The following is a 26,476-nucleotide window of genomic DNA, read 5'->3' as shown; positions in this document are numbered from 1 at the left end:
CGTCGGTCCCCACACAGACGAGTGGCGTGGTTGCGTGCCCTCACGGGCACTCAACCACGCCACTGTTCCATCTGGTCGTTCCGCAGGATCCACTCCTGCCGAAGGCACTTACTCCTTGGAGAGGTTCGTCCTCGGGATTTCTTCGGTGCGATCGGTCGTCCAGTCACGGTCGCGCGACGGTGCGGGTGAGGTTCCGCCTGCGGGGCTCGGTCGCGGAGTGTTGTCCGTCCGGGCGGGCTGACGATGTCCACCGTCGCCGTTGCCGCGCACCAGCAGGACGACTCCGGCGATCAGCGAGATGACACCGAGGATACCGGCGACGATCGGGACCGTGCGGCCGAAGAGTGACAGCTTGTCCTGGCCGTCCTTGGCCTGCTGGATCTGGTATTCGATGGTGTTCTCGTCGAACGTGAGCGGTACCTTCAGCACGTCGACCTCGGGATTGCCGGCCTCGCGTGCGTAGTACTGGTGGATCTGCTCGTCACCCTTGACGATGACGCCGGTCTCGGGCTCGACCCAGAGGGTGCGGACGTTCTCGTACCAGCGGGTCATGGTCACCGGTGCGGCGCCACCTTCGACGCCCCAGGTGTCGGCGGGCAGCGTGACCTTGTTGGTCGGCAGGTTCGCAACGGTCGACAGATCGACCGGTGCGATGGTCTGCTGGTACTTGTACACGGGCGTGCCGTTGATCTCGGTGGCTTCGACGAAGTCGATGTCCTGCGACTGGCGAGTGTTGATGTCGAAGTACGGGTAGCTCTTCTGCTCTGCGTTGAACGGGAACTTGTACTGCAGCCCGGTGTGGGCAACTTCCTCGGCGGGCTTGTCGCCTGCCACCTGGATCGATCCAACCGGGTTGTCGACGGGCATCGAGCTCTTGCGGTCGAGGGTGACGCGGTCGACGGTGGCGGTCAGCAGTCCGGTGTCGGCCTGCTTGTCGCTGCGACGCAGGGTCGTGCCGGCCTGCACCGTGATGATGTCGGCGTCCGAGGGATCCTCGACGGTGACGAATCGCTGCGAGACGATCGGAACGTTCTGGTCCACGGCTGCGCGTCCGGCCGTGAGGGTGGCCTTGTCCAGCACACTGCCCTCTCCGGTGGAGACGGTGGTGACCTCGAGGTCCAGCGGCGTCTTCTCGAGCGCCGAGACCGTGTATGTGGGAATGAGGATGGCGGCGACCACCAGAAATGCGCCCAAACCGATGAGGACGAGGGCTAGTATCCGGCTCGGCCCTGAGCGCTCCGCCATGCTGACTCTCCTTAGTTGACCGCTTGATTGGAAGACATCGCAGGCGGGATGGACGTTAACCCCCGACGCTATGCCCGATTTCTTTCGACACGTCGCAGGTGACAGTAACAGTCGACAATGGTGCCGGTCTCGTCTGCGCCGGTTCGACACGGCACACTTGACGGCACCATGAGCACACAGACCCGTCCGGCAAGCGTTGTTCCGCTTCGTGGGTTCGTGCCTTCACTCGAGGGGATGCGTGCCGTCGCGTGTATCGGAATCGTTGTCACCCACGTGGCCTTTCAGACCGGTGGCGCCACGTCGCCGGTTTTGGGCCATATCTGGGGGCGATTCGACCTGACTGTGGCGATCTTCTTCTCGCTGTCGGGATTCCTGCTGTGGCGTCCGCACGCGGCAGCAGCCCGCGGTCATCGGAGTCCCCAGCCGCTCGGCCGCTATTTCCGTTCGCGCTTCGCGAGGATCCTGCCGGGTTATTGGGTCGGTGTGATGCTGATTTTGCTGTTTCTTCCCGATACCGGCGGTGACTACCGCGTGTGGCTGGCCAACCTGTCGTTCACTCAGGTGTTCGTGCCGCTGACCCTCACCCAGGGCTTGACGCAGATGTGGTCGCTGTCGGTCGAGATCGCGTTCTATCTCTTGCTGCCGGTGTTCGCCTGGCTGATGGTGCGCATGCGTGGTGCGGTCGCCGCCCGCCGAATCCCAGTCATTCTGGGTGCTGCAGTGCTGACACTGTCGTGGGCGTTCGTTCCGGTGTCGACCCCCGACGGCATCCACCACGACAACTGGCTTCCCGGCTACTTCCCGTGGTTCGCGGCCGGGATGCTGCTCGCCGAGATCTCGGTGGGCCCACCGACCTGGGTGCATCGGTTGGCTCGTCGCCGATTCGTCATGTCGTCCATCGCAGTCGCCGCGTTCGCCTTGTCGGCGACTCCTCTGGCGGGTCCGCAGGGCTTGGTGCGTCCGGCGGCCTGGCAGTTCGAGATCAAAATCCTGCTCGGCGCGGTACTGGCCTTCGCGATGCTCGCCCCGCTGATTCTCGCCGAGGACGGTCGCCGGCATCGCTTCCTCGAGCATCCTGTGATGCTGACGCTGGGCCGCTGGTCGTACGGATTGTTCATCTGGCATCTGGCTGTGCTTGCCGTTGTGTTCCCGGTGTTCGGCATCATCCCGTTCTCGGGCGGGATGTGGTTCGTGTTGCCGGTGACTCTTGCACTGTCGATTCCGGTGGCCGCGGCCAGCTTTGCGTTGGTGGAAGACCCTGCTCGACGACGCCTCGCACCCCGCAAGAAAGCGGTCACGGCTTCCGTATCGAGCTGATCGCCAACGCGAGAATTCCGATCAGGGACGCCAGCTGCACCCAGTAGGACCCGCCGACGTACCCGTCGGGAGATCGCCACGGTCCGAGCGAGAGCAGCGTCGCACCCAACAGCGTGAATCCACCTGCCGTGCCGACCAATACACGCGACGAGAGCGCGCGACCGAAACGGCGGCCCAGCAACTCCGCACCGACCCCGATCACGGCAACGGTGACCACGCCGGCGATCCCGGCCAAGACGACGGCCGCCGCGAGCAGCGCCACGACCGCCGCCGAGACGCTGTGCCACGGACGCGGCGGTGTGCCGAGGCTCGGCACCGTGCGAGGCCGACGGATCGCGGCGAACAGCAGCGGGATCAACAGCAGCAGACCACCGAATATGCCGAATCGGTACCAGCGATCGGTGGTGAAATCCAACGAGATCGTGCCCGACGCCCCCGCCGGAACCAGCCAGGCCTGCTGCCACCCGTCGATGACCACCGGGGACAGCTCCGTGCCACCGGGTGTCGTTGCCCGCCAACCGCTGTTGTTGCTCTCCGGAATCACCAGCAGACGATCCTCGGTCGCGGAGGTGAGCGTCACTTCGCGGTGATCGGGGCTCCAGGCGGTGGTCCGAGCGGCCTGCGGGGCCGAGCTGGTCGGCCAGTCCGCCGGAATGGGCATGGTGCGCAATCGAATACCGTCGACGAAGAACGACGCTCCCGGCTCCACCACGATGTCCTGGCGGCCCTCGGGCAGCGACACCGGGTTGACGAAGTTCTCGTCGGACGGGGTAGCGGCGTCGCATACCGAGGCCCTCAGCGGTTCGCCGGAGCGGAATTGGTCCGCGGTCGCGGTCACCGACGTGCGCACCGTCTGCCCGGCGATGGACATCAGGGGGCCGTCGAAGCAGTCGACGGTGATCTCCCGATCGCCGTCGTACGGCGCGCCGATCGGTTCGCCCGCAGCCAGTGGGGTGACCTCGGCGAATCCGGGTGGCTGAGATTGCACGAAGCCCAACGAGTTTCGATCCAGCACTCCGTCCCAGTCCACGATGGACAGCACGATCCTGTCGGTCAGGTAGGGCGCCAGCTCGAGTGTCGTCGAACCGTCGGTCTCGACGTCGCGCACCATCGGTCCGTTACCGAGGTTGACTGCGACGCGGGTGGGATGAGCCGGTAGCGCGCCGAGGCTCGGGCTGAGCTCGAGCCCGTCCACCAGTGTGGGAGAGGGTAAGCGGATGGTGAGCGTGGGGTCGGTGCCGGCTCGGTCGGTGATCGACTTCTCCGGCGCGGTCCAGGAAGTGCGCGGATCGCCGTCGGTGGCGGCAAAGGCGGACCCCTGTAGGTCCGCGACGTCCGACGCCCCACTGGCCAGCGGTCTGCCCGGTTGTGCCAACAATGCTTCGAGTTCGGGCGACTGACGCGTGCGTACGGTGAGATCGGGGATGACCGCGGTACCCATCGGCACCTGGATCGTCCGCGAGAAGCGCCCCAGTTCCTCCGGCAACTTGGAAAGTCCACTGCTGCAACGGATTCGATTCTCGGTATCGAGGCATCCGGAGCGTCCGGGGAACTCCTGGCCGAGTTCCCAGGCGTCGACTCTCGCCCCGGCCGGTGGGCTCGGCAAGACTGCACGGCGCACGATCGGGACCGGCTGCGGGTTGTCTCGATCGGAATAGTCGTCCACCGAGACCTCGCTGATACCGAACTGGCTTCCGCGCGTTCCGTCGACCGTCGACTTCGCAGTGATGCGCAGCCACGGCGTGTCCCCGCCCGGAAGCGATACCGTCATCGGTTCGCCCGCCTTGTCGATCCGCGCCGCCGTCGAGCCGTTCGGGGTGGTGATCTCGAGCCATTTGACCGGGTCGCCGATCGTCCCCGGGCTGGTACGAAGGTGCAGTAGCCCGCCCCGCACCGGGGTATCGAAATCCAGTTGAAGCCATTGCCCCACAGCGCGGTCGATGCCGTTGCTGACCCAGCTGGTGGCCAGATCGCCGTCCACTGCGGCCGCGACGCCGCTGCCGGGTGCACTGCCACCGATCTGCGTTGCGTCCGACGCGGAACTCGACGCAGTCGGAGTCGCGCCCTCCCACTCCGCGTCCACGGTCTGCGCCCCGTACACCGGATAATCGGGAACCTCGTTGAGGGTGCGTCGCGGTTCGTCGGATGCGCGCAGTGCAGAGTTGTGATTGTCGACCTGACCGAAGTCGGTCTCACGATTCATCGGGGTGTCGGTCACCGTCACCGAGTCGACGGGGAGTCCGGCGGTAGCTGCGTCCGATGCCAGCAGTGTTGGGCCGGCCGGGGCAGGGGTGCGAATCCCGTTGCTGCGCAACTCGTTCGAGCGCAGAATGGACTCGGGCCCACCCTGCACCACCGGGACTCGGTCGAGGTCGACGGTATAGGGGCCCGAAGCGGGAACATCCGCCGAACCGTTCACCGAATAGATCTCGACGGCGGGGTAGGGCGGTCGCAGATCACCGTCGAGCACAACGCCGTCGGCCTGCCCGGGAGCGACGTCCTCACCGAATTCGGCCACCTTGGCCAACCCCGGCGAACCGTCGAGCACCTGGTGCACCGATGCCGGACGGGTGGATCGGGAATTCTCGGGATCGAGGTCGTTGCGCACGACGACGTAGCTGATGCCCTGGCCCTCGAGGGTGTCGGCCAAACCCGTCGACGGTCGCCCGTCGGCGAAGAGCCGTTGCACCGAGTCCAGCGCCCTGATTGCTCCCGGCGGAGTGAGCGGAACCGCGTCCCGGACGGCCCAGGGGGTGGTGGCGAGTGCCTGCAGTGGTTCGTCTCGGGTCAGTCCCCAGGTCTGCAGTGCGAACGGTGCACCGGGCACGATCAATGCTCGCTGGGCGTCGGAACCGTCGGGACTCGAGCCGGAGGCATGGTCGGTGAGCCAGTCCGCGGCGTCGCGCCAGTACTGCGGCACGGCCTCGTAGGCTCCGCGGGGCGCGAGCTTACCGGTCCAGGCCAGCGACGTGGACAACGTCAACGCCACCAGAATCAACCCGGTGACGGCCATCATCGGGTGCTTCTCGGGATGCGCGACGGCCGATCGCCACTGTGGTCGGGGCGCGGACCCCGGAAGCGGAACGCGGCCCACGAGGTGAGCCAGGCCGAGGACCAACGGAATTCGAATGACCGGCTCGAGTTTGTGAATGTTGCGCAGTGGCGCGCCGCCGGAATCGAGGAACACCCGGACGGCGGCTGCGAACGGACCGTCCAGCTCGCCCACGAACCCGGCTCCCAGGCCGACCAGCCCGACGAAGAGCATCACCGTCAACCGGCCACGAGCGGGCATCGACCGCATCGTCAAGCCCGCGATCCCCGCCGCAGCGATCAACCCCGTCGCGATGACGGTGGCAGGCTGGGTGACCAGAACGGCGCCGGCCACTCGCTCGGGAGAGACGAACGGCGTCCAGCTACCGGTACCGCGCAGCACCTCCGTCAGCGACGTCCATTGCGTGGTGGTGCCCGAGGATTCGATGTAATCCAGAAACGGTGGAGAGACCTTGCCCAGCAGCAACAGCGGAACTATCCACCACAGCGTCGCGAGTACGAGGAAGCCGGCCCACCAGGCGCCGAAGACGACCCAACGCCGGTTCGGCCGATGTGTGAGCATCCAGATCACCGCTACCAACACCGCCGCGGCAGTCGCGACTGCATTGACCGCGCCCATCAACGCCACCGCAAGCGCAGAGTGCGCCGCCGCACGCAACGGAGAATTCTTCGCGGGCCCGTTGCCCAGATACAACACGATCGGGATCAACACCCACGGCGCGAGCATCATCGGCAGTGTCTCCGAGGAGATCGACGCCAGGGTGGTGATGACGCGGGGAGACAGCACGAATGCAGTCGCGGCGATCAGACGAGAACTGCGGCTACCGATACCGAGGGCTTCGGCGAGTCGGACGATTCCCCAGAATCCGGCGATGAGCAGTAGTGCCCACCAGATGCGTTGGGTGATCCACGGTGGGATCGACAGTAGGTCTCCGCCGGCGAAGAACGCCCCGTGCGGAAAGAAGTAGCCGTAGGCCTGGTTCTGCACCTGCCCCAACGGTGCGGCGCTGTTCCACTGATGCGAGGCGCGTTCGAGAAATCCGAGTGGGTTCTGTGCCAGGTCGTACTTGGTATCAGCGACGGTGAAGCCGGGGACCTGCAGAAAAGTGAGGAGGAACGCGAGTGCCGAGACGCCGAGAAGCCATGTACGGCCGAGCGGCTCGGCCGAGATCAACGAACCACGAGAGCGACCAGCGTCAGCGGCTGCCGTACTCAACCTGGTTCAGCAAGGACGAGTCGGCGTTGCCGGTGCGATCGATATCCGGACGAGAGTTGTCCGCTGCTGCGGCGGTGACTCCGAATACGACGCCCGCACCCAGAACGGCACCGACGACGGCGGCAATGACACCCGGGACAGCGAACTTCATCTCGGTTCTCCAGTCAGTCGGCACGAAACAGAAATGGGTGAGGTGGACCCCCATGCGGGCATCACGGTATCACTGACACCAGGCGAGGAGGCCGATGGACGCACTACTTGCCGGGCGGAACGATCAGGACTGGTCGATGACTGTGTCGCAGTACCTGCTCGGCCACCGAACTCTGCAGTAGTGCACGTAGACCGGTGGCTCCCCTGGTACCGCTGACGATGATGTCGACGTTCATCTCGTCGGCCTTCTCGACGATCGCGCTCCAGATGGCGGTGGTGCATTCGGTGCACTGCCCCTCCACCTGCAGACCTGCGGCCTCGGCCAGTGCGACGCCCTCGCTGTTGGTGACCTTCGCGTCGGTGAGCGCGACGTCCTCGGCCTCGTCGTCGGGCACCCATTCGGGCTGCATGACGCCCGACAGGCCGGACATTCGAGCTGCCTGACGCACCATCGGCTCCCAGGCAGTGACGACGATGGCGCGAGAGGTGGTCAGAAACCGTCCCGCATAGTCGATCGCTCGTTTGGCGTTGTCGGAGCCGTCGTAGGCAATGAGTATGAGATCTGCGGTCATGGTTCGAAAGCCTCCTCATGTCGCGTTCGTCCAGATTACCCCCACCCCTCCGCGGATCAATGTGGGTTTCAGTCACTCAGAGTGCAACAAAGGCGCATTGATCCCAACCCCGGGGCGCGAGCCACAGTGAAATTCTCGGCTACCGTCGTATTCCATGCGACTTCGGTTTTCGGTTCGGTCCGCTGCGGTGATGACGGTCGGTGTGGGCTTGTTGGTCTCCTGCTCCACCGAGTCCACGCAGGTTGCGTCCACTCAGTCGGTCGAGCCTGCCCCGACGACGGCAGCTGCCGACACCACGGAGCCTCAGCCGTTGCCGCCGGTCGACGCCTGCGTGGCGTTCGTCGACGGGTTGTCGGAGCGACAGCGTTTGGCGCAGCTGCTCACCGTCGGAGTCACCGGAACGCAGGATGCGGCGGCGATCATGTCCACCGAGCAGGTCGGTGGCATCTTCATCGGCAGCTGGACCGACGAATCGATGCTGGGAAACAGGGAGGTACCGCAGGTGCTCGACGCCTCCGCGGTGGCTCCGATGGTCACGATCGACGAGGAAGGCGGGCGGGTCTCGCGGGTGGCGGACCTACTGGGAGAGGCGCCGTCGGCGCGGGTGTTGGCGCAGACGATGTCGGTGGACGAGGCCTATCAGGAGGCGTTGACGCGCGGGCAGGGTCTGAAGGATCTCGGTGTCACCGTCGACTTCGCGCCGGTGGTCGACGTGAGTGCCCAACCGGATGATTCGGTCATCGGCGATCGGTCGTTCTCCGACGATCCGCAGACTGTCATCGAGTACGCGGGGGCGTACGCCCGAGGTCTGGAAGATGCAGGAATCAAGCCGGTCATCAAGCACTTTCCCGGGCACGGCTCGGGTTCGGGCGATTCGCACACCGGAGCCGTGAGTACACCTCCGCTCGACGAGTTGAAGACCAAGGATCTGTTGCCGTTCGCGGCTCTGAACACCACCGGCGTCGGTGTGATGGTCGGGCACCTCGATGTTCCCGGACTGACCGATCCGGGTGTTCCCGCGAGCATCAGCCCAGCGGCGATGGCGTTGCTGCGTGATGGCGTCGGGTACGGGGCGCAGCCCTTCGAGGGTCCGATCTTCACCGACGATCTCAGTGGCATGGCGGCGATCACGGCGCGACTCGGGATCGTCGACGCGGTCGAGGCGGCGTTGGTCGCGGGAGCCGATGTGGCGCTGTGGCTGACTACTGATCAGGTCCCGGCGGTATTGGACAATCTCGAAGACGCAGTGGCGACGGGACGCCTCTCCGCGGCGCAGGTGGACGAGGCCGCGGCGACGGTGGTGCGGTTCAAGGGGGCGTGCGGGGCCTGATTGCGCGCTACTCGACCTTACTGTGGAGTAACGTCTAGTACTTCGTACGTATTGGAGGGTCCATGGCTGGCGGCACCAAGAGATTGCCCCGCGCCGTCCGCGAGCAGCAGATGCTCGATGCGGCGGTAGATGTGTTCTCCGACAACGGTTTTCACGAGACATCGATGGATTCGATTGCGAAGAAAGCCGCCATCTCCAAACCGATGCTCTATCTGTACTACGGGTCGAAGGACGAACTGTTCGCCGCATGCATCCACCGTGAGGGCGCCAAATTCATCGAAGCGTTGACGCCGGCTGCAGATCCCAGCCTGACTCCGCGCGAGCAGTTGCGCAGGGCGCTGATCGGCTTTCTCGGATTCGTCGGCGAGAACCGGAAGTCCTGGATGGTGCTCTACCGTCAGGCCATCGGTCAGCAGGCGTTTGCCTCGCAGGTGCAGAGCAGTCGGGATCGTCTGATCGAACTGACGGCCGGTCTGCTGGCGATGAGCACCAGAGACCCGGAGCAGTCCCAGAATTTCGGCTTGATGGCAGTCGCGCTGGTCGGTGCCGGCGAGGCCGTGGCCGATAGGGTGGCGGGCGGCGAAATAGAGGTCGACGCAGCAGCGGATCTGCTGGAGAATCTGGCGTGGCGTGGCCTGGCGGGCAAGAAAACCGCAATTACCTAGTGAGCCTCGAACTCGAAGTTATGGACGAGGTTCGCGAGGAATTCGTCCACAACTTCGAGTTGGGCGTGAAGGAACGGTAGCTACCGCAGGGTTCCCGTCAGATGCGGGTAGCCCTTCTTCGGGTTCTTCAGCGACAGGTCCCAGCCGGTGCCGACGGCATCGGCGTAGGCGTTCACTGTCGCGGGCAGAATGATCGGCTTGCCGAAGCGGATGCTGTAGTTCACAGCCTCCGGGATGCGACCTTCTACCGTCTGCAATACTGCTGCAGCGCTCCACATTCCGTGCGCGATGGTCTTCGGGAAGCCGAATGCCTTTGCGCCGAGCGAGGATACGTGGATCGGGTTGCGGTCTCCGGAGATGGCCGCGTATCGACTGATGATCCGCTGATCGGCCCGCAGAGTGCGGGTGGGGGGAGGCGGAACCTCGTCTGCTGGCGGTGTTTCGCGGGGTCCACCGGACAGTGAGGTCTTCTGCAGGCTCAGGAAGCTCGAGGTCTGCTTCCAGACCAGTTCCCGGCCCACTTTGACCTCGCTGATGAGATCGACCAGCAGTCCCTTGCGGTGCTCACGCAGGTTCTCCGCGTGCACTCGTACGTCCAGCGGCTCGGAGGCGGAGATGCCACGGAACTGTTCGATGACGTTCTCCGCGTGTACCGAACCGATGGCGGCAAACGGAAAGCCCTTGGACACCATCAGTTTCATCACCGTCGGGAAGACGAGGGTGAACGGATACGTGATCGGCAGTCGATCGCCGAATCGTAGACCGGTCGCGCGGCAGTACCCGGCCAGATTCTCTGGGTCGACCCGCAGGCCTTTGAGCTCGTAGACCGTGCTGGGAACCGAGGACGACTTGGATCCGAAGAACGGCAGCGCGCCCAGCGCGGCCTGGGTGTAGATGTCGGACGTCTTCGGCTGGGCGGTCAGCGTGACGGTGCTCATGCGCCGAGGAGGCTCTGGCCGCACACGCGCACCACCTGGCCGGTGACGGCGTTGGACGCGGGAGATGCGAAGTAGGACACCAACTCTGCAACGTCCACTGTCTCGCCGCCCTGCAGCAGCGAGCTCATGCGTCGTCCGGCCTCGCGGGTGGCGAACGGAATCGCCGCCGTCATCGCGGTCTCGATGAAGCCGGGGGCGACGGCGTTGATGGTGATGCTCTTCTTCGCGAGTACTGGTGCGGAGGCATGCACCAGGCCGATGACGCCTGCCTTGGATGTGCCGTAGTTGGTCTGTCCACGGTTGCCCGCGATGCCGGCGATGGACGACACGTCGACGACGCGGCCGCCTTCCTTGAGTGCGCCGGATGCAACGAGCTCGTCGGTGATGCGCTGCGGGGCAGCGAGGTTGACGCCGATGACCGAGTTCCAGCGGGCGTCGTCCATGTTGGCGAGGGTCTTGTCGCGGGTGATGCCTGCGTTGTGCACGATGATGTCGGCTCCGCCGTGGCGCTCGAGCAGATGCTTGCTCAGTACCTCTCCGGCGTCGGGGGAGGTGACGTCGAGTGCCAGCGAGGTGCCGCCGACCTTGTTTGCCGTCTCCGACAGCGCTTCTCCGGCAGCGGGAATGTCGGCTGCGATGACGGTGGCTCCGTCTCGTGCGAGAACCTCGGCGATGGTGGCACCGATTCCGCGAGCGGCTCCGGTGACCACCGCTACCTTGCCTGCGAGGGGCTTGTCCCACGATGCCGGTGCCTGCGAGTCGGCATCACCGACAGCGATGACCTGGCCGTCGACGAACGCGGACTTCGCCGAGAGCAGGAAGCGCAGGGTGGATTCGAGTCCGGAGAGTCCGGTCGACGCGTTGGGGGAGATGTAGACGAGCTGGGCCGTCGCTCCGCGCTTGACCTCTTTGCCGACGCTGCGGGTGAAGCCTTCGAGAGCGCGCTGAGCGATGTGCTCGTCGACGCTCGAGGTCTCTTCGGGGGTGGTGCCGATGACGACGACGCGAGCAGAGGGCGCCAGGTTGCGAATGACCGGCTGGAAGAACTTGAACAGCTGCTCGAGTTCGGCGACGTTGCCGATGCCGGTGGCGTCGAACACCAGCCCGCCGTGCTTGTCGTCGTGTGGCTGCGACTGCGGGTAGTCCGAGAGCAGTTCACGCAGGGGCTCGACGAGGCGGCCGCTGCCACCGATCAGTACCGGACCGGCCAGCGCAGGCTCGCCTGCCTTGTAGCGGCGCAGCTTCTCGGGCTGCGGCAGGCCGGCCTGCTTGGCGATGAAGGCTCCCGGCGCGGACGCGAGGAACGTTGAGTAGAGATCTGGGGCTCCCTTGGAGGCTGCCACTGTCGTACCTTTCATTCAGCGCTGCTCGCTCGAGGAGCAAGGCGCACGACCGGGTGTCGACAACCAACTTACTCGCCAGTAAGATGAAACTCCACCAGGGCCATTCCCCACGATGCTGGGGACGATGTTTGGAGACGTCAGTGACAAGCAAGCAGCTACGACCGGTCGCAATCGTCGGTGGCAATCGCATTCCTTTCGCGCGTTCGGACAAGAAGTACGCGCTTGCGTCCAACCAGGACATGCTGACCGCCACCGTCGACGGACTCGTCTCGCGATTCGGTCTGCAGGGCGAGCGCCTCGGTCTCGTTGCCGCCGGTGCCGTGCTCAAGCATTCACGCGATTTCAATCTCACCCGCGAGGTCGTTCTGGGCAGCGCGTTGAGCCCGTACACCCCGGCCTTCGACATCCAGCAGGCCTGCGGCACCGGCCTGCAGTCGATCATCGCCGTCGGTGACGCCATCGCGTCGGGCCGTATCGATGCCGGAATCGGCGGCGGAGTCGACACCACCTCCGATGCCCCGATCGGCGTCAACGACGAACTACGCGAGTTCCTGCTCTCCCTGAACCGGGCCAAGAGCACCACCGATCGCATCAAGCTTCTCGGCAACGTGCGTCCCGGCATGCTCGGCATCGAGATCCCGCGTAACGGCGAGCCACGTACCGGCATGTCGATGGGTGATCACGCCGCCATCACCGCCAAGGAATTCGGCGTCCGCCGCGAGGACCAGGACGAACTGGCCGCAGCGAGCCACAAGAACATGGCGGCCGCCTACGACCGCGGTTTCTTCGACGATCTGGTGACGCCGTTCCTGGGTCTGACCAGGGACGACAACCTCCGCCCCGGATCGACCGTCGAGAAGTTGGCCACCCTCAAGCCGGTGTTCGGAACCAAGCTGGGCGATGCCACCATGACGGCCGGTAACTCGACGCCGCTCACCGACGGTGCGTCGGCTGCGCTGTTGTCGAGCGACGAGTGGGCTGCCGAGCGCAACCTTCCGGTGTTGGCGCACCTGGTGGATTCCGAGACCGCTGCGGTCGATTACATCCACGGCAACGGTTCGTTCAAGGACGGTCTGCTGATGGCTCCGACCTACGCGATTCCGCGTCTGCTCGCTCGTAACGGCCTGACCTTGCAGGACTTCGACTACTACGAGATCCACGAGGCCTTCGCTTCGGTGGTGCTCGCAACTCTGCAGGCATTCGAGAGCGACGAGTACTGCAAGGAGCGCTTGGGTCTCGATGCGGCACTCGGTTCCATCGACCGCAGCAAGCTCAATGTCAACGGGTCCTCGCTCGCTGCGGGCCACCCGTTCGCCGCGACCGGCGGACGCATCGTGGCTTCGTTGGCGAAGATGCTGGCGGAGAAGGGCTCGGGCCGCGGCCTGATCTCGATCTGTGCAGCCGGCGGCCAGGGCGTCACGGCCATCATCGAGCGCTGATCACTGCAGCTTCGGCTGCTCCTAATCCGGGGGACACGATCCGGGGGACATGGGGTCGGCGGATCCGATAGACGAGAGGTTTTCGGATCTGCTGATCACTACGTGAAAAAGGGCACGCAGAGTTCGCTCTGCGTGCCCTTTTTGTGTGGGATCAGCCGGGTATGCCGCTTTCCGGTGGGGTCGATGCCTCCCCGGTGTATTCCTCGACTGCCGAATCTCCGATGTCCGTCTGCAGGACGGGAGTCAGGTACTCGGGCACGCCTCCTTGGATCTGGAAAACACTGGCACCGGAGATGCCGAGGTGACTCGATTCCGAGTATCTGAACGGAGCGAGCTGCGGGCCCTCGAAGTCCATCCCGTCGTCCTGGACCGCCGCGACGATGCCCTCACGGGTGGGATTCTCGCCGGCCGCCTCGAGGGCTTGCACGAATGCGTAGGCCTGGCTCATTCCGTAGATACGGTAGTTCGTCAGCGGTTCACCGGTTCCGTTCTCGGCCCACACCTTCTGCCACAGCTGGGTCCATGGGCTCTCCGGAGAGTCGATGCCCGGGATGTACTCCAGCGAGATCATGCCTTCGAGCGACGACGCGCCGTCGGTGACGGACCCCTGGGAGAAGCGTCCGAGCAGAGAGCCGACGAGGTCCACGTCGGAGCCGATCGAGCTGTAGAACCACTCGGGGTCGTAGTTGAGCCGCATGGCGGTCAGTTGGCTCAGTGCGGTGTACGAGGGCACGTTGAAGCCGAGAATCAGATCGGCTCCGGCACCTTGCAGGGCCGCGATCTGAGGTGCCACGTCGGTGTTGCCCGACGTGTAGCGCACGACCTCGACGATCTGGTCGTCGAGATATTGGCGTACCGCCGCCTCGCTGTCTCTACCGAGATCGTCGTCCTGGAGGAACAGGCCGACCTTGGCGTCGGGCCGGTTCTTCGTCACCCAGTCACCGATGATCTTGCCCTCGACCTGGTAATCGGGCTGCCAGCCGAAGGTATTCGGGTACTTCTCGGGATCGTTGCCCCACATGATGGCACCGGAGGAGACGAACAGGTCCGGCACGCCTTCTTCGTTCAGAAAGTCGATGACAGCGCTGTGGGTCGCCGTGCCGAGTCCACCGACGACCGCGAACACCTCGTCCTGCAGTACGAGTTCGTTGACGACCTGGGTGGTGGTGGTGGGATCGTACGAGTCGTCTCGAACCACGTACTCGATCTGTCTGCCGTTGATGCCGCCCGCGGCGTTGACATAGTCGAAGTACGCCTTTGCACCCGTGGGGATTTCGCTGTAGCCGGGTGCTGCGACCCCGGTCAACGGAAAGTGGGCACCGATCTTGACCGAGGTGTCCGTGATGCCGACCGTCGACCCTTCCGATGATTCCGTCGCCTCGTCTCTGCCACCTGCACCGCACGCTGCGGCCAACGAGACGACGGCGACGAGCGCGGTCGTTCTGACCGCCATCGATCCGAACTTCTTCATTTCATCTCTTTTCTGGTTGAACGCAACCTTCGAAACGTGCCCACCAAACCCAGTGGGGCGAACAGGATGACCAGGACGGTGAATATTCCGGTCACCAGTGGTGCGAGCTCGGCGGATTGCAGACTGCTCAGCCCCAGATCGAGCCCGAGGTTGGTGACCGCAGGGGGGATGTAGGTCAGCAGCATTGCCCCGATCAAGGCCCCGGAGAGGGTTCCGAGTCCACCGATGACGACGGCCGAGAGCAACGTCAACGAGAGCGTCAGCGTGAATCCGCTGGGTGCGGCGATCCGTGCCGACATCGCGAGTACGGCGCCGCCCGCCCCCGCACAGGCCGCGCTCACCACGAACGCCAGAATGCGTGCGCGACCGAGGTCGATACCGGCCAATTCGGCGGCGACCTCGTCGTCCCGGATGGCCCGCCAGCGCCGTCCGATCCGGCTCGACGAGATGTTCGCCAGCAGGAAGAACACGACGACGAGGAGTATCCAACTGACGTAGGCCACGAATTTGGTTCCGCTGAGCTCGTTTCCGGTGACGAAGTACATCACGTCGTCGATCAGCTCCGGCACTTCCGGTGCCGGGACGACGAGCCCCTGTTCGCCGCCGAGGTAGTCGGAGAAGTACAGGGCCAGGCCCGGTACGGCGACGGCGAGCGCCAGCGTCGCACCGGCCAGATACGGCCCGTGCAGACGCGCGGCGGCCACTCCGACCACGACACCCACCACGGCAGAAACGAGGGTTGCGGCCAGCAGAACGAGGGGTACCGACCATCCCGAATCGTTGGCCCGCAGCATCAACGCCGCGGTGTATGCGCCGACGGCCATGAACGCCCCGTGTCCGAGCGAGAGTTGGCCACTCAACCCGGTCAGGACGGTCAAACCGCCGGCCGCGATCGCCAGATACGCGACCGAGGTCAGCTGGCCCTGGCGGAAGGTGCTCAGAGATTCGAGCGCAATCACGATGACGACGAGTCCGATTACCGCGCTGAGGAAGTGGCGCCGGACCGGTGTTGCCGCGAGACGAGTGAGAGTCGCATTCATGTCAGACCCTCCTGGCTGCCGCGCTGGCGAACAACCCGCTCGGTCGCACCAGCAGCACGACGATCAGGATTACCAATGCGGCGCTGGACACGAGATCCTGACCGAGGTAGCCGCTGACGAAGCTGAGTCCGATACCCATCAGCAAGCCGCCGACCACCGCACCCGCCGGACTGTCCAGCCCGCCGAGAACTGCTGCGACAAAACCGAACACGACGATCGAGTCCATGTATCCCGGATGCACCAGCGAGCCGCCCGCGATGAGCAGGCCCGCCAGTGACCCGACTACTGCGGCCAGAGCCCAACCGAGGGTGAGCATTCGGCTCACTCGTACGCCGAGGAGTTTGGCGACCTCTTGCTCGAATGCGCTGGCCCGCATCTTCAGACCCAAGTCGGTGAAGCGGAACAGCAGTATGAGCAGTGCCAACACCACGAGGACGGCGATGATCTTGAAGATGTCGTACCCGGTCAATGCCACGTTGACATCACCGATTCGCTGGCCGGTCAGGCCGAACGGTGCTGGGAAGGAACGGAATTGATTGCCGAAAATGATGGCCGCCACCGCATGGATGACTATGAACAACCCGAGCGTCAGGATCACCGGGTTGATGTGCGAGGAGCTGTCGACGAACCGGATGACGAGTCGTTCGATCAAGGCTCCCAGCACCAGGCCGCTCAGTAGCGCGACTCCGAACCCGGTCCAGTACGAATACCCGGCGTCGATGACGACCAGTGCGACGTAGGTGGTGATCATGGCCATCGGGGCCTGTGCGAAATTGACGATGCGTGTCGATCGCCAGATGAGTACGAGAGCGAGAGCGAAGGCAGCGTAGATCATGCCGGTCGTTACGCCGTTGATGAGGATGGTGAGCAGTTGTTGCACTGTGGCATGCGTCCTTTCGGCTTGCTCTAGAACCCGAGATAGGCGTGTCGGAGGGCGTCGTCCCCGGCCAAGGTGTCGGCGGGGCCTTCCATCGCGACCTTGCCCAGATCCAGGACTACGGCGTGTTGGGCGATCGCCAGCGCGCTTCTCGCGTTCTGTTCGACGAGAACGACGGTCATCGATTCCGAATCGACGAGTGCGCGGAGCGTCTCGAAGATCTGCGCGACGATTTTCGGAGCGAGCCCGAGAGACGGTTCGTCGAGCAGCAGAACCGACGGTGTCGCCATCAATGCTCGGCCGATCACCAGCATCTGCCGTTCCCCACCGGACAGGGTGTGTGCGGAGGAGGCTCGTCGACCGGTCAAGGCCGGGAACATGTCGTAGATTCTGTCCAGGGTGACGGCGTCGTGACTTCTGTTGCGTCCCAGCGCGCCGAGCCGGAGATTCTCGTCGACCGTCAGTTCGGCTATCACTCCTCGGCCCTCGGGAACGTGTGCAAGTCCTTTGCGGGACATGCGATCCGGTGCGACACCGACGACGTCGACACCGGCGAGTTCTATGCGTCCCGACACCGGTTCGATGAGCCCGGAGACTGTGCGCAGCAGTGTCGTCTTTCCTGCTCCGTTGGCACCGAGCACGGCGGTGATCGCTCCGGCCGCGACGGTCATGGACACCGAATCGAGGGCGGTGACCGGTCCGTAGCGAACGGTCAAGTCGGTGATCGTCAGGTGCGCGGCGTCAGTCCTCATGTGCCACTTCGCTTCCGAGATATGCAGCCAGTACCGCAGGGTCCTCGCGGATCTGATCGGGTGTCCCCTCGGCGATGATCTTGCCGAAATCCAGTACGTAGATCCGGTCGCACACACTCATCACGAGATCCATGTGATGCTCGACGAGCATGACCGATGTTGCAGGTCTTTCCGGTGCGGAATCGGTGGGTGCTACCGCGAGAGAGCGAATCTCGTCGCCGAGCTCGCTCATCTCGTCGCCGGACAGGCCCGAGGCGGGTTCATCGAGCAAGAGCAGAGTCGGTTCGCTGACGAGTGCGCGGGCGAGCGCGACGCGTTTGCGCACCGCGTAGGGCAGGCTCGGCGGCAATCGGTGGGCGTAGTCGTCGATTCGCAATCGCTGCAGTGTGGCCATCGCGGTCGAGCGGACTGCAGCGTCGTCGGAGGCGCTCGACGGCAGACCGAGGAGGCCGGCGACAATTCCGGTACGGGCTGTTCGGTCGGCACCGATCATGACGTTGTCCAGCACCGTCATCCGATCGAACAACCCGAGCCCCTGCAGCGTTCGGCTCATGCCGAGTCCGGGTAGGTCGTGGGGTCGCAGCCGGGTCAACGGCTTACCGTGTCGGCCGAGTGATCCCGATTGCGGGCGAACCAGTCCGCACGCAACATTGAACAGGGTCGTCTTGCCCGCCCCGTTGGGCCCGATGACGCCCAGGACTTCCCCAGGCCGCACGTCGAGACTGACACCGGAGAGCGCGACGATTCCGCCGAAGGACACGTCGACGTCCGTCATGGTGAGGACCGGGTCCATTGTGTCGACTGGATTCAAGTGATGCACCTCACAATCTGTTCAGTTCACTATGGTGCGTCGCGCACAACGGGCGATATGGGCGCTGCGCACAGAATCTTTGGGTCCCTCGGCACCAGTACCGGTCAAATCACCCCCTGATGTGGGCTCTGTGCGCAAAACTGTGAGGGTGGGTGCTCCTGATGCTCGACGCAGATCGACGCGTTCGGCTGCCCGCGGAGCCGTGACAGCTGCGGATCAGGAGAAGATTCGGAGCGCGTGGGCCGCCTTGACGCCGCGGGCCGACGCGATCGCAGACTCCATCACGCTCGCGCTGATAGAGCAGGAACCCGCCTATTTGGCCAGCCCTACTCCGGACATCGCGGGCGAGATCAGGCGCAGTACCCGCGAGCACATCGGTCAAGGTCTTCGCACGCTGTCCGGGCTGCCTGCCGCGAACGACAACACCCGCGATGTGTGGCGTCGGACCGGTAGGGAGCGTGCTCGCCAGGGTATTCCGATGGAGTTGGTTCTCAAGGCGTACACGCTCGGGAGTCGGACGCTGTGGGAGGAATTGATGCTCGAGCGGGAGCAACTTCGGTCCAGAATCGACGAGCACCTGCTTCTGGTTGCGGGTCAGCAGCTGTGGCGCGCACTCGACAGTCAGTACGAGACTCTCGTCGAGGCATACCGCCAAGAGAGTGCTCGAATGCAGCAGCGCGACATCGCCAATGTTCTGGAGATTCTCGACGGCCTTCGGTCGGGGCGGGGTGGTGATCCGGCGTTCGTCATCGAAGCCCGTGCCACCCTTGGTCTTTCGGCGTCGCAGCAAATCGCCTGTGTGGTGGGACCGCTCGATGATCAGGGATCGCCGCCGCTCTCCGCGCCCGAGGATGCGTTGGATCAAATCGGTGCGGTTTCGCATTGGAACACCCGGGACGGCCATCAGTTCGCGCTCGTCGCCCTCGGCACGGGAACGTGGAACGCGGTGGTCGATTCGCTTGCGGCTCAGGCCGTCGGGCCGGTCGGTGTCGCGCATTCGCCGGAGGGGGTGTCGTCCTTCGCGGCCGCTTATCGCCTCGCGGCGCTGACTGCCGAGACCATCACCGAAGGCAGCGGCGTGGCATTGGCGACGGAACGGTTGCCCCGAGTGATCATGGCTGCCGACGATCAATCGTCGGATCTGCTCGTGCGGCATGCGCTGGGCAACTTGTGGACACATCCCGAACCGCATCGAGAAACACTGCTCGGCACCTTGGCTCACATGCTTGCCTCCGACGGTTCGCCCACCAATGCAGCCAAGGCGCTCTATTGCCACCGCAACACCGTGATCTACCGTGTGCGCCGGATCGAGGAATTGACGGGTCATGACCTGACCGATCCGCGAGACCGACTGCTCCTCACGCTCGCGCTGGTCCGGACCGGGCACTGGATCAAAGCCGTGGGAGACGGAGACAGTTCGACGCCCAGCGGATCATTCAACCGAATGAATTGAATGAGACGTTTTTCGACTCGATGTAACGGACAGTCGAAGAGTGCATATATTCCAGTTGGCTCCGCGCTGCTGCCTGACCCCCGACCCGGCAGCGGCGCGGGGCCTTCCTTGTTTTTTCTACTCGGCCGTCTCCGAGTGAGCACAGGTGTTCGGTTTGCGTAAGCTCATGCGCGGGGTACGCCACCCAAAACAGTGAAACTTTCATCGAACGGTGGTCCTGGAAGGGTCGAACGTGAGCGAGCGCAACAGTAGGTCGGGTGACGCGCCCATCGGCGGCGAATCTCAGCCCGACGTACCGCCGTACGACGCGCCCACCGAGGTCTTCGGGGCAGTCAGCGACGAGGTCGACGACACGAGTCATGAGTCCGACGTAGAGCAGGAGTCCGAGGCCGTCGAATCCGGGCAGGATGCGTCCGAGGTTTCTGCCGACGGTTCTGCTGCCGACGATACTGTCGAGACCGAGCTTGACGGTGCCGAGCTCGATACCGCTGAGGCCGCCCCTGCTGAGATCGATACCGCTGAGGCAGCCCCTGCTGAGATCGATACCGCTGAGGCCGATACCGCTGAGCCTGAGGGCGATGCCGCCGAGCTCGATGCCGCCGCAGATGCGAGAAACGATGTCGAGTCGGATTCGTCGGATTCGAACCCGGAGAACACGCCTGCCGCGGACGAATCTCCCACTATCGCCCAGGCAGTCGTCCCGGCGCAGCCAGTCGATACAGCGCAGCCAGTCGATACGGCGCAGCCCGAGGAACCCGCTCGAGCAGCGTCGATCCCGCCCGAGGACGGTACTGCGCAGGCGGAGGCAACCGGCTTCGTACCGCCGTGGAGGAAGATCGCCATCGGCACCGGTGCAGTTGTTGCCGTGCTGACGCTCTTCTATGCCGCGGATTGGGTCAGCTCCAGCGACCGTGTACCCCGTGGTGTGACTGTCGCTGGAATCGAGGTCGGCGGAAAGAGCCACTCCGACGCCGAAGCCGTGCTGCGTTCCGAGCTCGGCCCACGGGCGGAGCAACCACTACAGGTCGGCGTCGGTGATCGGCAGGTGGAAGTAGTCCCAGCCGCTGCCGGTCTCGGGGTGGATTGGGATGCAACGCTGGACCGCGCGGGATCGCAGCCGATCAATCCGATCACTCGGCTGACGTCGTTTTTCGGCAGCCGCGAAATCGGAGTCGTGTCGACCGCGGACGACCAGGCATTGACCGCTGCCGTCGACGGGCTCCGAGCCGAGACCGATCGCGCTCCCGTCGAAGGCGACGTCGTGTTCGACGGCCCCAACCCCGTTGCTGTCCCACCGCTGGACGGTCGCGTGCTCGATGCGGAGCAGACGCGTCGAAATCTGCAGACCGAATGGGCCACGGGTGCAACGGAAGTCGTCTACGAATCGACCCCGGTGTCGGTGACGCAGGAAGGCGTGGACCGCGCCTTGGCGGACGTTGCGGTACCCGCGACCTCGGCACCGGTGACGTTCACGGGCCGGCAGAACGTCGACGCTGTCCTGCAGACGGATCGAGTGGGCGAGCTTCTGAGCTTCGATCCGGACGGCCAGGGTGGTCTGACTCCGATCTACAACACCGATGCGGCCACCGGAATCCTCGCTCCGCAACTCGTGCGCACCGAGGTACCGCCGAAGGATGCGTCGTTCACTTTCTCCGGCGGTGCACCGACCGTCGTGCCCGGGGTGATGGGCGAACTCGTGGAGTGGCGCAAGACTCTCGAGCAGCTGCCCGCGTTGCTGTCTGCGGACGGAAATCGCGTCACCGACGCGATCTACGAGCCGGCCCCGCCCGCGCTCACCACCGAAGGTGCGCAGAAATTGGGCGTCCGGGAAGTGATTTCCGAGTACACCACCGGCGGGTTCGAGTACGCGTCGGGCGTCAATATCGGGCTCACCGCCCAGATCGTCAACGGTGCGCTCGTGAAGCCGAAAGAGACCTTCTCGCTCAACGGATACACCGGTCCGCGAGGCACCGCGCAAGGATTTGTCGAGTCGGGAATCATCGACAACGGCCGACCCGATCGCGCCGTGGGCGGTGGCATCAGCCAGTTCGCGACGACGCTCTACAACGCGTCCTACTTCGCCGGCATGGAAGACACCGACCACACCGAGCACAGCTACTACATCAGCCGCTACCCCGAGGCCCGCGAAGCGACCGTGTTCGAGGGTGCCATCGACCTGAAGTTCACCAACCCATACGACACAGGCGTGGTCATCGAGTCGTTTGCGGATTCGTCCAGCGTCACCGTTCGACTCTGGGGAACGAAGACCGTCGACGTCGAATCGACCACCGGGCCGCGAACGAGACCGACCTCGCCTAACACGGTGACTCTGCCCGCCGGCGCGGGCTGCATCGCATCCGGCGGAGGCCCCGGATTCACGGCCAGCGATACCAAGGTGATTCGGGACGCCGCGTCGGGCAGGGAATTGTCGCGGAACACCAGAACGGTCAAATACGACCCGATTCCTATCGTGAAATGTGTCGAGCCCGACCGCCCGGACCCTCCTCCGGCACCCCGTTCCGCCCGGGAACCGGCTCCAGAACCGGCACCGGCACCCGACGAATGACGTCTGTGCCACGTGCGTGCACTTCGAATCATGTCGATTCCGGTGGTGGCGTCGACGCTCCATCGGGTGTTTGCTGATATCAGGTGTTCGCTGGAAATGAATGTGCCTGCGCGGGGGTTGAACAGCACAGGTGCGGAACTGCATCACGATCGAAAGGGAGCCTCGCCCATGACGCTCACACGTACCGTTCTCGATCAGCAGACTCTGCGTGAGGCGTATGCGCAGTTTCCCAGCGGCGTCGTGGCCATCGCGGCGAAGATCGACGGCGTTCTGGTAGGTCTGGCGGCCAGCAGTTTCGTCTCGGTGTCTATCGATCCACCACTGGTAGCTGTCTGCATCCAGAACACGTCGGCGACGTGGCCGAAACTCGAACTGGCTCCCAACATCGGCGTCAGCGTTCTCGGAGAAGCGCACAATGATGCTGTCCGCACTCTGGCAGCCAAAACCGGTGACCGATTTGCCGGCCTCGATCTCACCGTCACAGACGGCGGAGCCGCCTTCATAGTTGGTGCCACCGCGTGGCTGGACACCACCATCGAGCAGCAGATTCCCGCGGGCGACCACGCAATCGTGCTGCTGCGCATACATTCCTTGGAAGTCCAGAGCGAAGTGAACCCAATCGTCTTCCACGGCAGCAAATTCCGCAAACTGCAGCAGTAGCTACTCGGCGGCTGTGCGTCTGTTCAGCTGTGCGCGCTCACACCTCTGCACGTTCGTACCTCTGCGTGTTCGCCCCTCTGCACGTTCGCCCCTGTCCACGTTCGCCCCTCTGCATGTTCACACCTCTGCACGTTTCGCAAAAGCGCACGCATTTGCTGGGCGCGCGCGAAATAGTGCCGGAAAATCGGCGATTCCGCGCGCAAATGGCAAACGCGCGCGCATTTGCTGAGGCTGTGCTTGCGGAGAGTGGCATGCGTCTGGCGGGATTCGACCGGCGCCCCCGCCTCGGTTCTCCGCGCCGCCCCGTCCGTCGTCCACTATTCCGCAAACGCGCGCGCAGACGTTGGGCGCACGCGAAATAGTGCCCGAAAATCGGCGATTCCGGACGCACCTGGCAAACGCGCGCGCACTTGTCGGGCCCGACCGAACCCATGAATACTGGTACTTGCGTACCTGTATTCATCCACAGGCTCGAAGTTGTGCACAGACGGCCGCTTTCGCCCTGGTATCGCTATGCGCATGGCCGAGACTCGGAGGATGAGGGATGACCGAATGGTGCGACGCGCGGAGGCGTTGGCAGCCGGGAACGCCGACCACGAGTTGCGCGCCCTGTATCAACGCGGAGGCTGGGATCGTCTCGTGAACGGCGTCTACGTTCCGTCGTCGCGGTTGATACAACTCTCGGAGCAGGAGCGGCATCGACTGCTGATCGACGCGATACTCCCGATGATCTCCGAAGGCAGCGCAGTCAGTCATCGTTCGGCCGCGTTGTTGCACGGATTACCCTTGCCAACAGGCGGATTCGAGAAGGTGCATGTCACCAGGGACCGCCGCGGCGGAGGTCGAAAGAACGCGTCGGTGATCGTGCACTGTGCGCCGTGGGTGCCGACATCGACGGTCGACGGTATAGCCGTGACCTCGTTGGCGCGGACGGTGATCGATCTTGCCCGCACCGAGCCACTCCTGACGGCGGTCATTGCAGGTGACGTAGCACTCGAGCGCTGCGATCCACAGGAACTCGACGCGGAATTGCAGCGAGCCCGGGGGTGGAAGGGGATCGCTCAGGCTCGACGAGCTGTGAATCTGATGGACGGGCGCAGTGAAAATCCTGGTGAGTCTCAGAGTCGAATCATATTGCGCCAGGCCGGATTCGATGCGGAGCCGCAAGTGGAGATCCTGGACGCCGACGGGCGGTCGGTCGCACGCATCGACTGGCTGATCAACGGTGTCGTCGCCGCCGAGTTCGACGGTAAGGCAAAGTACACCGACTATCTGCGGCCGGACGAGAACCCCGGCGACGTGGTGTTCAGGGAGAAGCTACGGGAAGACGCGGTTCGCGATCTCGGCTATCCGGTGGTGCGTTGGACCTGGGCTGATCTGGCGCATCCGGCGGAGTTGACGGCGCGGATAAACCGAGCTTTGGAGCGGGCCGCTGGCTTGCCGGCGCCACTAGGGAGTGTGCGAAGCACCTCGTGTGCTCCACAAGTGCGAGCGCACTTGTCGAACGCGCGCGGAATAGTGTGAGTTTTGCTGAGATATTGCACGCCTTTGTCGAACGCGCGCGCGTTTGCGAATCTCGGGGGGCGAAAAAACCACGGCCGACCCCGAACCACGGCCGACCCCGAACCACAGTCGATCCTGCCCACATATGACAACGGCCGCACCTGGAATCAGGTGCGGCCGTTGTTGTGTCAGGGAATCAGAATGCTGCTTCGTCCAGTTCCATGATGTCGTTGTCGATGTTGGTCAGGATTGCGCGGGTGGAGGTGAGCTGCGGCAGGATGTTCTTGGCGAAGAACGAGGCCACTGCGATTTTGCCCTCGTAGAACGCCTTGTCCTTGCCTTCCGCGCCGTTGTCGAGTGCGGAGATGGCGATCTCGGACTGGCGCAGCAGCAGCCAGCCGATGAGCAGGTCGCCGAAGCCCATGAGGAAGCGAACCGATGCGAGGCCGACCTTGTACAGCTCGGTGGGCTGATCCTGCGCGCCCATGAGGTGCTGGGTCATCGAGGTGACGATGGCCTGCACGTCTTCGAGCGCGGTGGCGAGCAGTGCGCGCTCGGCCTTGAGTCGACCGTTGCCTGCTTCGCTGTCGATGAACGACTTGATCTGTCCGGCAACGTGAGCCAGGGCTACGCCGCGGTCACGGGCGATCTTGCGGAAGAAGAAGTCCTGCGCCTGGATGGCGGTGGTTCCTTCGTACAGCGAGTCGATCTTGGCGTCACGGATGTACTGCTCGAGGGGGTAGTCCTGGAGGAAGCCGGAGCCGCCGAGGGTCTGGAGGGACTCGGCGAGCACCTGGTAGGCGATTTCCGAACCGACACCCTTGACGATGGGCAGCAGCAGGTCGTTGACGCGGTAGGCGATGTCCTCGTCCGCGTCCGAGATCTGCTTGGCGGTGATCGGGTTCTGGTGGGCTGCGGTGTAGAGGTACACCGCACGCAGGCCCTCGGAGTACGCCTTCTGCATCATGAGACTGCGACGCACGTCGGGGTGGTGGGTGATGGTGACGCGGGGTGCGGTCTTGTCGGTCATCTGCGTCAGGTCTGCACCCTGCACGCGCTCCTTGGCGTACTCGAGTGCGTTCAGGTAGCCGGTGGAGAGGGTGCCGATCGCCTTGGTGCCGACCATCATTCGAGCGTGCTCGATGACGTCGAACATCTGCGCGATGCCCTTGTGGACCTCGCCGACGAGCCAGCCCTTGGCCGGGACGCCGTGGCCACCGAAGGTGAGCTCGCAGGTAGCCGAGGCCTTGAGACCCATCTTGTGCTCGACGCCGGTGACGAAGGCGCCGTTGCGCTCGCCCGGTTCGCCCTTCTCGAAGTCGAAGAGGACGGACGGGACGAAGAACAGGCTCAGGCCCTTGGTGCCGGGCCCGGCACCTTCGGGGCGAGCGAGCACGAGGTGGAAGATGTTCTCGAAGAGGTCGTCGGACACGGCCGAGGTGATGAAGCGCTTGACGCCCTCGATGTGCCAGGAGCCGTCGTCCTGCTTGATGGCCTTGGTGCGGCCTGCGCCGACGTCGGATCCGGCGTCGGGCTCGGTGAGGACCATGGTGGCACCCCACTCACGCTCGACGATGACCTTGGCCCATTCCTTCTGCTCGTCGGTGCCGTTGTGGAAGAGGATGTTCGCGAAGCCGGGGCCGGCGGAGTACATGAATGCTGCGGGCTGCGATCCGAGCAGCATCTCGTTGATGCCCCAGAGCAGGTGACGGGGGGCGGGGATGCCGCCGAGCTCCTCGTCGAGGCCGACGCGCCACCACTCACCGGCGGCGAGCGCCTTGTAGGACTTCTTGAACGATTCCGGCAGCTTGAGGGAGTGGGTCTCGGGGTCGAAGACCGGCGGGTTGCGGTCCGCGTCCGCGAACGACTCGGCCAGCGGGCCCTCGGCCAGGCGCACGACCTCGCGCAGCATGTCGCGGGCGACCTCGCCGTCCATGTCGCCGAAGTTGTCGCCTTCGAGTGTCTCGTCGAGGCCGAACAGCTCGAAGAGGTTGAACTCGAGGTCCCGAAGGTTGCTCTTGTAATGGCCCATTGCTCGTTCGCTCTCCAGTCAGTGGTGCAGTCTGTTAAGTACCGC

Annotated in this window: 20 protein-coding genes; 8 read left to right on the top strand and 12 right to left on the bottom strand. The window is 64.5% G+C overall.

Annotation, left to right across the window (positions count from 1 at the left end):
* Nucleotides 1-108 precede the first annotated feature (108 nt).
* Entirely contained in the window at nt 109-1,245 is a 1,137-nt protein-coding gene (locus RHODMAR_RS02055; protein WP_008710757.1) for a DUF3068 domain-containing protein, read from the bottom strand.
* Nucleotides 1,246-1,413: 168 nt separating this feature from the next.
* Here RHODMAR_RS02055 and RHODMAR_RS02050 point away from each other — a divergent pair, with 168 nt between their 5' ends.
* Nucleotides 1,414-2,562 (top strand): acyltransferase family protein, encoded by a 1,149-nt coding sequence (locus RHODMAR_RS02050; protein WP_042937667.1) that lies wholly within the window; start codon nt 1,414-1,416, stop codon nt 2,560-2,562.
* On the opposite strand, the gene RHODMAR_RS02045 is transcribed toward RHODMAR_RS02050, so the two are convergent.
* The 3 genes from RHODMAR_RS02045 to RHODMAR_RS02040 form a co-directional block, all read right to left on the bottom strand.
* Nucleotides 2,540-6,787: an alpha-(1->3)-arabinofuranosyltransferase gene (locus RHODMAR_RS02045; protein WP_008710752.1), complete on the bottom strand. Its 4,248-nt coding sequence runs from the start codon at nt 6,785-6,787 to the stop codon at nt 2,540-2,542. The genes RHODMAR_RS02050 and RHODMAR_RS02045 overlap by 23 nt on opposite strands.
* Nucleotides 6,788-6,809: 22 nt before the next feature.
* On the bottom strand, nt 6,810-6,980 hold the full coding sequence (locus RHODMAR_RS27380; RefSeq protein ID WP_080730504.1) for a DUF2613 domain-containing protein: 171 nt from the start codon (nt 6,978-6,980) through the stop codon (nt 6,810-6,812).
* 103 nt (nt 6,981-7,083) lie between these two features.
* Entirely contained in the window at nt 7,084-7,551 is a 468-nt protein-coding gene (locus tag RHODMAR_RS02040; RefSeq protein ID WP_008710748.1) for a universal stress protein, read from the bottom strand.
* Between the two features lie 154 nt (nt 7,552-7,705).
* Between RHODMAR_RS02040 and RHODMAR_RS02035 the strand changes: the two genes are divergently transcribed.
* Together RHODMAR_RS02035 and RHODMAR_RS02030 are read left to right on the top strand one after the other, a co-directional pair.
* Nucleotides 7,706-8,881 carry a glycoside hydrolase family 3 N-terminal domain-containing protein gene (locus RHODMAR_RS02035; RefSeq protein WP_042937626.1) on the top strand — a complete coding sequence of 392 codons (1,176 nt, stop codon included), beginning with the start codon at nt 7,706-7,708 and terminating at the stop codon, nt 8,879-8,881.
* A 62-nt stretch (nt 8,882-8,943) separates the two neighbouring features.
* A complete protein-coding gene (locus RHODMAR_RS02030; RefSeq protein ID WP_008710743.1) occupies nt 8,944-9,546 on the top strand; it encodes a TetR/AcrR family transcriptional regulator in 603 nt (200 codons plus the stop codon).
* 80 nt (nt 9,547-9,626) lie between these two features.
* On the opposite strand, the gene RHODMAR_RS02025 is transcribed toward RHODMAR_RS02030, so the two are convergent.
* Both RHODMAR_RS02025 and RHODMAR_RS02020 read right to left on the bottom strand, forming a co-directional pair.
* Entirely contained in the window at nt 9,627-10,484 is an 858-nt protein-coding gene (locus RHODMAR_RS02025; protein ID WP_008710740.1) for a MaoC/PaaZ C-terminal domain-containing protein, read from the bottom strand.
* The gene (locus RHODMAR_RS02020) at nt 10,481-11,827 is read right to left on the bottom strand and encodes a 3-oxoacyl-ACP reductase (protein ID WP_042937666.1); all 1,347 of its coding nucleotides are present in this window, start codon (nt 11,825-11,827) and stop codon (nt 10,481-10,483) included. Before RHODMAR_RS02020 ends, RHODMAR_RS02025 begins: the two co-directional genes overlap by 4 nt.
* 140 nt (nt 11,828-11,967) lie before the next feature.
* Between RHODMAR_RS02020 and RHODMAR_RS02015 the strand changes: the two genes are divergently transcribed.
* On the top strand, nt 11,968-13,266 hold the full coding sequence (locus tag RHODMAR_RS02015) for an acetyl-CoA C-acetyltransferase (protein ID WP_008710736.1): 1,299 nt from the start codon (nt 11,968-11,970) through the stop codon (nt 13,264-13,266).
* A 151-nt stretch (nt 13,267-13,417) separates the two neighbouring features.
* Here RHODMAR_RS02015 and RHODMAR_RS02010 read toward each other — a convergent pair whose 3' ends face one another.
* Genes RHODMAR_RS02010 through RHODMAR_RS01990 form a run of 5 tightly spaced genes read right to left on the bottom strand, consistent with a single transcriptional unit; the run spans nt 13,418 to nt 18,217 of the window.
* A complete protein-coding gene (locus RHODMAR_RS02010; protein WP_008710734.1) occupies nt 13,418-14,737 on the bottom strand; it encodes an ABC transporter substrate-binding protein in 1,320 nt (439 codons plus the stop codon).
* Nucleotides 14,734-15,777, bottom strand: a complete 1,044-nt coding sequence (locus RHODMAR_RS02005) for a branched-chain amino acid ABC transporter permease (protein ID WP_008710732.1) — start codon at nt 15,775-15,777, stop codon at nt 14,734-14,736. Before RHODMAR_RS02005 ends, RHODMAR_RS02010 begins: the two co-directional genes overlap by 4 nt.
* A 1-nt stretch (nt 15,778) precedes the next feature.
* On the bottom strand, nt 15,779-16,657 hold the full coding sequence (locus tag RHODMAR_RS02000) for a branched-chain amino acid ABC transporter permease (RefSeq protein ID WP_008710730.1): 879 nt from the start codon (nt 16,655-16,657) through the stop codon (nt 15,779-15,781).
* Between the two features lie 26 nt (nt 16,658-16,683).
* A complete protein-coding gene (locus RHODMAR_RS01995; protein ID WP_008710729.1) occupies nt 16,684-17,406 on the bottom strand; it encodes an ABC transporter ATP-binding protein in 723 nt (240 codons plus the stop codon).
* Nucleotides 17,396-18,217, bottom strand: a complete 822-nt coding sequence (locus RHODMAR_RS01990; protein ID WP_232433548.1) for an ABC transporter ATP-binding protein — start codon at nt 18,215-18,217, stop codon at nt 17,396-17,398. The genes RHODMAR_RS01995 and RHODMAR_RS01990 overlap by 11 nt, the downstream gene beginning before the upstream one ends.
* Nucleotides 18,218-18,419: 202 nt before the next feature.
* On the opposite strand from RHODMAR_RS01990, the gene RHODMAR_RS01985 reads away from it, so the two are divergent.
* The 4 genes from RHODMAR_RS01985 (at nt 18,420) to RHODMAR_RS01970 (ending at nt 24,420) form a co-directional block, all read left to right on the top strand.
* Entirely contained in the window at nt 18,420-19,670 is a 1,251-nt protein-coding gene (locus tag RHODMAR_RS01985) for a PucR family transcriptional regulator (protein ID WP_269744592.1), read from the top strand.
* A 232-nt stretch (nt 19,671-19,902) separates the two neighbouring features.
* Nucleotides 19,903-22,236 (top strand): VanW family protein, encoded by a 2,334-nt coding sequence (locus RHODMAR_RS01980; protein WP_008710723.1) that lies wholly within the window; start codon nt 19,903-19,905, stop codon nt 22,234-22,236.
* Nucleotides 22,237-22,404: 168 nt separating this feature from the next.
* On the top strand, nt 22,405-22,896 hold the full coding sequence (locus tag RHODMAR_RS01975) for a flavin reductase family protein (protein WP_008710721.1): 492 nt from the start codon (nt 22,405-22,407) through the stop codon (nt 22,894-22,896).
* Nucleotides 22,897-23,433: 537 nt separating this feature from the next.
* Nucleotides 23,434-24,420 carry a hypothetical protein gene (locus RHODMAR_RS01970; RefSeq protein ID WP_042937622.1) on the top strand — a complete coding sequence of 329 codons (987 nt, stop codon included), beginning with the start codon at nt 23,434-23,436 and terminating at the stop codon, nt 24,418-24,420.
* Between the two features lie 175 nt (nt 24,421-24,595).
* Here RHODMAR_RS01970 and RHODMAR_RS01965 read toward each other — a convergent pair whose 3' ends face one another.
* The gene (locus tag RHODMAR_RS01965; RefSeq protein ID WP_008710718.1) at nt 24,596-26,431 is read right to left on the bottom strand and encodes an acyl-CoA dehydrogenase; all 1,836 of its coding nucleotides are present in this window, start codon (nt 26,429-26,431) and stop codon (nt 24,596-24,598) included.
* Nucleotides 26,432-26,476 lie beyond the last annotated feature (45 nt).

Source organism: Rhodococcus sp. AW25M09 (assembly GCF_000333955.1).
In the GTDB taxonomy this organism is placed as follows: Bacteria; Actinomycetota; Actinomycetes; order Mycobacteriales; family Mycobacteriaceae; genus Rhodococcoides.
The sequence above is the reverse complement of the archived record's forward strand: the minus strand, read 5'-3'. Positions and strand labels throughout refer to the sequence as shown.

Bases quoted from the DNA above. Each gene is read 5' to 3' on its own strand.
- RHODMAR_RS02055 (WP_008710757.1), bottom strand. From the start codon at position 1,245: ATGGCGGAGCGCTCAGGGCCGAGCCGGATACTAGCCCTCGTCCTCATC.
- RHODMAR_RS02050 (WP_042937667.1), top strand. From the start codon at position 1,414: ATGAGCACACAGACCCGTCCGGCAAGCGTTGTTCCGCTTCGTGGGTTC.
- RHODMAR_RS27380 (WP_080730504.1), bottom strand. From the start codon at position 6,980: ATGAAGTTCGCTGTCCCGGGTGTCATTGCCGCCGTCGTCGGTGCCGTT.
- RHODMAR_RS02040 (WP_008710748.1), bottom strand. From the start codon at position 7,551: ATGACCGCAGATCTCATACTCATTGCCTACGACGGCTCCGACAACGCC.
- RHODMAR_RS02035 (WP_042937626.1), top strand. From the start codon at position 7,706: ATGCGACTTCGGTTTTCGGTTCGGTCCGCTGCGGTGATGACGGTCGGT.
- RHODMAR_RS02030 (WP_008710743.1), top strand. From the start codon at position 8,944: ATGGCTGGCGGCACCAAGAGATTGCCCCGCGCCGTCCGCGAGCAGCAG.
- RHODMAR_RS02025 (WP_008710740.1), bottom strand. From the start codon at position 10,484: ATGAGCACCGTCACGCTGACCGCCCAGCCGAAGACGTCCGACATCTAC.
- RHODMAR_RS02010 (WP_008710734.1), bottom strand. From the start codon at position 14,737: ATGAAGAAGTTCGGATCGATGGCGGTCAGAACGACCGCGCTCGTCGCC.
- RHODMAR_RS02005 (WP_008710732.1), bottom strand. From the start codon at position 15,777: ATGAATGCGACTCTCACTCGTCTCGCGGCAACACCGGTCCGGCGCCAC.
- RHODMAR_RS01995 (WP_008710729.1), bottom strand. From the start codon at position 17,406: ATGAGGACTGACGCCGCGCACCTGACGATCACCGACTTGACCGTTCGC.
- RHODMAR_RS01975 (WP_008710721.1), top strand. From the start codon at position 22,405: ATGACGCTCACACGTACCGTTCTCGATCAGCAGACTCTGCGTGAGGCG.
- RHODMAR_RS01970 (WP_042937622.1), top strand. From the start codon at position 23,434: ATGAGGGATGACCGAATGGTGCGACGCGCGGAGGCGTTGGCAGCCGGG.
- RHODMAR_RS01965 (WP_008710718.1), bottom strand. From the start codon at position 26,431: ATGGGCCATTACAAGAGCAACCTTCGGGACCTCGAGTTCAACCTCTTC.